Annotated in this window: 5 protein-coding genes; 4 read left to right on the top strand and 1 reads right to left on the bottom strand. The window is 62.3% G+C overall.

Going from position 1 to position 6,109, the window contains the following annotated elements:
* Positions 1-112: 112 nt before the first annotated feature.
* Positions 113-1,078 carry a hypothetical protein gene (locus tag KF757_14860; protein ID MBX3324256.1) on the bottom strand — a complete coding sequence of 322 codons (966 nt, stop codon included), beginning with the start codon at positions 1,076-1,078 and terminating at the stop codon, positions 113-115.
* A gap of 118 nt (positions 1,079-1,196) precedes the next feature.
* On the opposite strand from KF757_14860, the gene KF757_14855 reads away from it, so the two are divergent.
* The 4 genes from KF757_14855 to KF757_14840 all read left to right on the top strand — a co-directional run bounded on the left by KF757_14855 (position 1,197) and on the right by KF757_14840 (position 6,079).
* Positions 1,197-2,630, top strand: a complete 1,434-nt coding sequence (locus tag KF757_14855) for an MmgE/PrpD family protein (protein MBX3324255.1) — start codon at positions 1,197-1,199, stop codon at positions 2,628-2,630.
* A gap of 31 nt (positions 2,631-2,661) precedes the next feature.
* Positions 2,662-4,677 (top strand): DUF2961 domain-containing protein, encoded by a 2,016-nt coding sequence (locus KF757_14850; GenBank protein MBX3324254.1) that lies wholly within the window; start codon positions 2,662-2,664, stop codon positions 4,675-4,677.
* A 2-nt stretch (positions 4,678-4,679) separates the two neighbouring features.
* Positions 4,680-5,876, top strand: a complete 1,197-nt coding sequence (gene galK / locus KF757_14845) for a galactokinase (protein MBX3324253.1) — start codon at positions 4,680-4,682, stop codon at positions 5,874-5,876.
* A 62-nt stretch (positions 5,877-5,938) separates the two neighbouring features.
* Entirely contained in the window at positions 5,939-6,079 is a 141-nt protein-coding gene (locus KF757_14840; protein ID MBX3324252.1) for an entericidin A/B family lipoprotein, read from the top strand.
* Positions 6,080-6,109: the final 30 nt, after the last annotated feature.

The raw sequence follows: 6,109 nt of genomic DNA, 5'->3' as shown, positions 1-6,109 counted from the left end.
AACAAGGTGGCGACGTACGACGTCAAGGGGCGCGGCAAGGGCGACTCGACCACGGCTGTGGCGGAGGCTGTGGCGAAGGCGCTGTAGTCTGAGCACATTTCTTTGAGCATCTTTATTGGATCGGTTGCGTGCTCGAGCGTGCAGCGACGCGGCGCGCGTAGGTGGCGACGATGCCGAGGCTGGCCATGAGTTGGGCCAGACTGACCAGGGCGGCAACGATGAACAGGGCCATGAGGATCATGGCTCCGCACATGACGGGAACAGCGGTGATCATGAGGCCTCCGGGCGCGGCGATCGAGACGATTCCGATCGAAACCATGAGCACCGCGGCGGTGATGATGAGCCCCCACGCGACGACGCGGGCATTGGTGGCGCGTTTGTGCTGACCCATGCGGATGAAGAGGTGGGCTGCGTGCAGGAGCGTGAGGCCCCAGGCGACGGTGTAGAGGCAGTAGAGGATGAAGTTGATCAGGTGCAGGTTTGGGCCTGCGCCGCCGATGCTCTGAGAGTATGAAATGAAGGCGATGCCCAGCGCTGAGAACATTGACCAGCGGGCGGCCAGCGCGATGCGTCGTGGCGTGGAGATGAGCAGTTCATGCTCGGGGCGGGTGAGCATCCACAGGCCGAGGATGATCAGGATACTCAGGAGCACGTTGAACAGGGCAATGATGAAACCCGACGGGATGGGCGATGTGCTCAGCGTGTTGAAGACGATGGCCAGGACCGGGCGCCCGACGACGAGCAGGGCGAATTGCGTGAAAGTGGCCCAGAACACGAGCGATGCGCCACGGCTGAGAGTCGAGAGCCAGACGGGCGATGAGTTGATGAGCGCGTCGGTGCGGATGGACTGGGCGATGGGCGAGCCGCACTCGGGGCACAACGCGTCGTGCGGCAAGCCAACGAGGTCGTAGCCGCACACGCGGCACAACGTGATCAGTGAGAGTTGAGAGGTGAGAACCGAGCGGTCATCGTCGGTAGCCTGAAGTTGAGCCAGCTCGGGCGCGTCAGAAGCGGAGTTTGAGGACTCGTCGATCGGGGTAGTCATGGCGATGTCCGGGTCGGTGCTGGAGGCACTCATGGAGACTATGCCCGAGTCGCTCGCTGCGTGCGGAATTGTGGATCAGGTGCTAGGCTTGAGACGGCGGGGGTTGGTGTGTGGACGGCGTGCAGGAGTCTTGCAGTCAGGAGAACTGGGCATGGGTGCGTACAAGACGAGCGGGTTTGTGAGTTATGACCTGGCCAAGTGGGCTTGCGGGTTGCGGTATGAAGACCTGTCGGCTGCGGCGATTGAGCGTGCCAAGGCGTTCTGGTTCGATTCGCTTGGCTGCGCGCTCGGTGGGAGTCAGCAGGAAGACGCGGTGATCCTGCTTGCGCACCACAAGGAGATGGCTGGCGGGGGTGCCAACGCGGGGCCTTGCCGGGCGTTTGTGTCGGGCTTTGCGACCAATCCGGTGGATGCGGCGTTTCTGAACAGCCACATGATCCGCGCGATGGACTTCAATGACATTTACTGGAAGGCGGACCCGAGCCACCCGAGTGATATTCTCGGTGCGCCGCTGGCACTGTGCGAAATGAAGGGGTGTGGCGGGAAGGATTTGATCCTCGCGACCGTCATCGCGTACGAAATGGAGATGCGGCTGGTCGAGATCGGTCGGCCGGGCGTGCGCGAGTATGGTTGGCACCACGCGACGCTGACGGGTTTTGCGTCTCCATTTTCGGCCGGGCGTGTGCTTGGATTGACGCACGAGCAGATGGTCAATGCGGTGGGGATCTGCGCGAGCCGCACAGGCTCGCTTGGGGCTGTGACCGCGGGCAAACTGACGAACATGAAGAACACGGTCGATCCGTGGGCGGCACGGATGGGCGTTGAGTCGGCGCTGCTCGCGGCAAGGGGATACAGCGGGCCCGAGCACATCTTCGACGGCAAGGAGGGTTTGTTTCATGTCTTCGGGCACAGTGTGTGTAAAGGGGAGGCGTGCTCGTTTGATGCGGCGGGGCTTGTTGCAGATCTGCCGCGGTCGCCGAAGGACCACTATCGCATTGTTGATTGCGGGATGAAGAGTTTTCCGATCGAGGCGTTGAGCCATGCTCCGCTGACGGCGATGATGAAGTGCGTCAGTGAGAACGGGATCAAGGCTGGGGATGTGGCGGAGATCAGGGTCGAGGTGATCGCGCGTGCGGCCGACATTCTGGGCGACCCGCACAAGTATCGTCCGACGGGCAAGGAGACAGCCGATCACTCGCTGCCGTACTGCCTGGCGGCGGGGCTGGTCGATGGAATGGTGACACCGCTGCAGTTCAAGCAGTCGCGCATCGAAGACAAGCGTCTTGAGCCGATTATGGACATGGTTCAGGTGGTGCCCAACGAGGAGTTCGAGAGCCTGTTTCCAAAGTTTCAACCGAGCCGCGTAACGCTGACGCTGCGTGACGGACGGAGTTTTTCCAAGCGTGTGGATGTGCCCAAGGGCGACCCGCGCGACCCGATGACGATGGATGAAATCGCGGTCAAGGCGCGGGCGCTGGGGCGCGATGTCGTGGGCGAGGCGCGTGTGGACGAGATCGCGGCGTGCGTGATGAATCTGGAGAATGAATCGGGCGTCGATCGGCTGATGAGCCTGATGACGCGATGATCGAGCCTGGTCGGGAGCCTTGAAGATGTTGATGATGCATAGGCGATTTGGGTTTTTCGTGGCGAGCCTTTTGTTTGCGGTGTGCGCGATGTGGGTGGGGGCTGCGCAGGCGCAGGTGGTGACGTTTCAGTCGCTGCTGGGTGAAATGGCCGATCGCGAGGCGATGTCTCGCTGGCCCAGCCCCGAGTATCAGGGGTTGCAGTTCTCGTCGTACGATCGTGCGTCGGTCAAGCCGGGCGAAGAGGCGTGGTTTGCCAACAACGACGCGGGGAACTTTCTGCGCGTCGAGAAGCGGCAGGGGCGCGACGAGCATGTGATGATGGATGCTTCGGGCCCGGGTGCTGTGGTGCGAATCTGGTCGGCGAATCCGCGAGGGACATTGCGGGTGTATCTGGACGATCAGCTGATGCCGGTGATCGAGGGTCCGATGGAAACGCTGCTCAAGGCGGGCGGGCTTGCGCCCGAGCCGATCGCGGGTGTGCGGGCACGTGGTTACAACCTGTTTCTTCCGATTCCTTATGCGCGTCGGTGCGTGATCACGAGTGATGCGGGAGGGTTTTATTACATTGTCAACTACCGGTCGTATCAGGAGGGGACACTGGTCCAGACGCTGCGGGCAGAGCAGTTGTACAACGAATCGCCGGCGATTCGTGAGGCGGCGAAGCGGCTTGAAGCGCGACCCGGCGAACAGACTTCGGGAACGGTACAGCGCACGGTTGAAGCAGGCAGTGTGCTGGAGCACCGCTTTGAGCGTGGACCACGCGCGATTGCCATGTTCGGGCTGAATGTCGCGGGTGAAGGGATTGACTATGAGCGCGTGCTGCGGCAGTTGGTCGTCGAGATGGAGTTTGATGGGCAGGTGACGGTCTGGGCACCAGCGGGAGATTTTTTCGGCACGGGCATCGGGCTCAATCCGTTTGATGACTGGAATCGCAGTGTGCGGGCTGACGGCTCGATGCGGATGCACTGGGTGATGCCGTATCGCGATTCAGCGCAACTGCGGCTGCGCAACCTGGGGGAAGCGGCGGTCGAGGTGCGAGTTGTTTGGCGGGAGACGCTGCATGTGTGGGATGATCGATCGATGCACTTTCACACGACCTGGCGTGAGGAGCGTGATCTTGCGACTCGCCCGATGAAGGATTGGACCTTCGCAGATCTGCGCGGTCAGGGCGTGATGGTGGGCGATGCGCTGACGATCACAAATCCGGTTGAAGCGTGGTGGGGTGAGGGTGACGAGAAGATCTATATCGACGGGGCTGCATTTCCGCAGCACTTTGGCACTGGAACTGAGGACTACTACGGCTATGCGTGGTGCAGCCCGGAGCCATTTGAATCCGCGTATCACGCGCAGATCCGCAGCGATGGTTATGTGTACGGGAACAACTATGGCACATCGACGGTCGCTCGGCTGCGTGCGCTCGATGCGATTCCGTTTCGGACGTCGCTCAAGTTCGATATGGAAGTGTGGCACTGGAGCGACACGCGCATCAGCCAGTCGGCGGTGGTGTATTTTTATGCCAAGCCGGGTGTGATCAAGAGCGTCAAGCCGGATCCGGCGGCTGCGCGACGCGATGTGCCGCGTGCTCCGGCGCTACCGCCGCCGCTGGTGATTGAGGGCGCGCTCGAGGCCGAATCGCTGCGTGTGGTGCGGACATCGGCGGGTTTGGGGTATGGCGCGCAAGGGGGGTTTGGGCCTTCGCTCTGGAGCCGCGGGCAGCACCTCTGGGTGCGTGCGACGAAAGTCGGGGACTTCATTGAGTTGTTTGTACCGGGTCGAGGCGAGGAGCGGTTGATGCTGTACGCCACGCGCAGCTGGGATTACGCGATTGTTGCGATCTCGGTCGGCGGCGAGCGTGTAACGGAACTCGACCTCTACAACACGACGTCGCGCGATGTGGCTTCGACGGGCGCGATCGACCTTGGGGTGCATCAGGCCCGCGATGGCGGGTATGTCGTGCGGTTCGAAGTCGTCGGACGCAATGAGAAGAGTGAAGGATCCGGGACGTTCTTCGGCGTGGATTGCATTGTGCTCGAGAAGGGGCTTTGAAGGTGGCGGGCGCACGCGAGGAACTGGTCTGGCGCTGCGTGCAGGGGTTTCAGTCTGCGTTTGGTCTGGCACCTGCGGTGGTGGCCACTGCACCCGGTCGCGTGAATCTTATCGGTGAACATACGGACTATTCGGGCGGGTTCGTGCTGCCGATGGCGATCGAGCGGCGCACTGCTGTTGCGATCGGTGCTGCGCCGGGTGCGAGTGATCGATTTACAGCCCTCGATCAGGAGGCGGGCGCGCAGGCGATGACGGTGATGACGCGGTCTGAGACGCTGGCCCGCGAGCCTCGGGGGTGGACATCGTATGTGCGCGGCGTGATTGCGGGGTTTGCTTCCCGCGGGATCGTTCTCGGTGCGGTTGATCTTGCAGTGACCAGCGATGTGCCCCTGGGCAGTGGGCTGAGCAGTTCGGCGGCGCTTGAAGTCGCAACGGCCACGGCGATCGAGTCGATGGCAGGCGTGCGACTGGGCGAGGTCGAGAAGGCGCTGTTGTGTCAGAAGGCTGAACACGAATACGCGGGCGTGCCTTGCGGGTTGATGGATCAGTTCATCAGCGTCATGGGGCGTGAAGGATGCGCGCTGCTGATTGATTGTCGTGCGGCCAGTGCCGAGCCGATCGCGCTGCGCGGGGTGAGCGTGCTCATTATCAACAGCATGGTGCGGCATGCGCTGACTGGAGGCGAATACGCCGAGCGTCGGCAGCAGTGCGAGGCTGCGGCGAGTGCGCTGCACTCAGCGGGTCAGCCCGTCGAGTTGCTGCGCGATGTCGATGAGCGCATGCTCGCGAAACTCGAAGCCCTGGTTGAACCGGTTGTGTACCGTCGTGCGCGGCATGTGGTGCGCGAGAACGCGCGCACGATCGAGGCGGCGCGAGCGATGGAGGCCGGCGCGTGGGCACGGGTCGGCGCGTTGATGCAGGCGTCGCATGTGAGCCTTCGTGATGATTTCGAGGTGAGTTGTCATGAACTGGATCTCCTGGTCGGATATGCCAGTGAGACGCGCGGCATCATCGGCTGTCGGATGACTGGCGGAGGTTTTGGGGGCTGTGTGGTGGCGTTGGTCGAACCGGAGCATGCTGCCCAAGCCGGTGCTGCGATCGCGGCGCGGTATGAGGCATCGACCGGGGTTGTTCCTGATTGGTTTGTGTCCGGGCCGGCAGCGGGCGCGCGGCTAGAGTCGCAAGTTGTGCAGGGATAGAATGTTGCGTCGGAAACGCGGTTCGCATTGGAGCGGATGGTGCCCGATTATTGGAGATACAGATGCGAGCAAAATTCAAGCGCATGATCGTGCTGTCGCTGGTTGGAGCAGCGGCGATTTTCGTCTCGGGATGCAACACGGTCGAAGGCGTGGGCAAGGACATCAAGGCCGGCGGCGCAGCGATCGAGGATGCTGCCAATTGATTTGAAAGTGGTTGGTCGGTGGCGGTGTGT

Source organism: Phycisphaeraceae bacterium, from assembly GCA_019636795.1.
Lineage (GTDB): Bacteria > Planctomycetota > Phycisphaerae > Phycisphaerales > UBA1924 > JAHBWW01.
This window is presented reverse-complemented; position numbering and strand designations above follow the sequence as displayed.

What these genes read in the sequence shown, in the direction of transcription:
- KF757_14860 (MBX3324256.1), bottom strand. Translation starts at nt 1,078, where the DNA reads ATGAGTGCCTCCAGCACCGACCCGGACATCGCCATGACTACCCCGATC.
- KF757_14840 (MBX3324252.1), top strand. Translation starts at nt 5,939, where the DNA reads ATGCGAGCAAAATTCAAGCGCATGATCGTGCTGTCGCTGGTTGGAGCA.
- KF757_14855 (MBX3324255.1), top strand. Translation starts at nt 1,197, where the DNA reads ATGGGTGCGTACAAGACGAGCGGGTTTGTGAGTTATGACCTGGCCAAG.
- KF757_14850 (MBX3324254.1), top strand. Translation starts at nt 2,662, where the DNA reads ATGATGCATAGGCGATTTGGGTTTTTCGTGGCGAGCCTTTTGTTTGCG.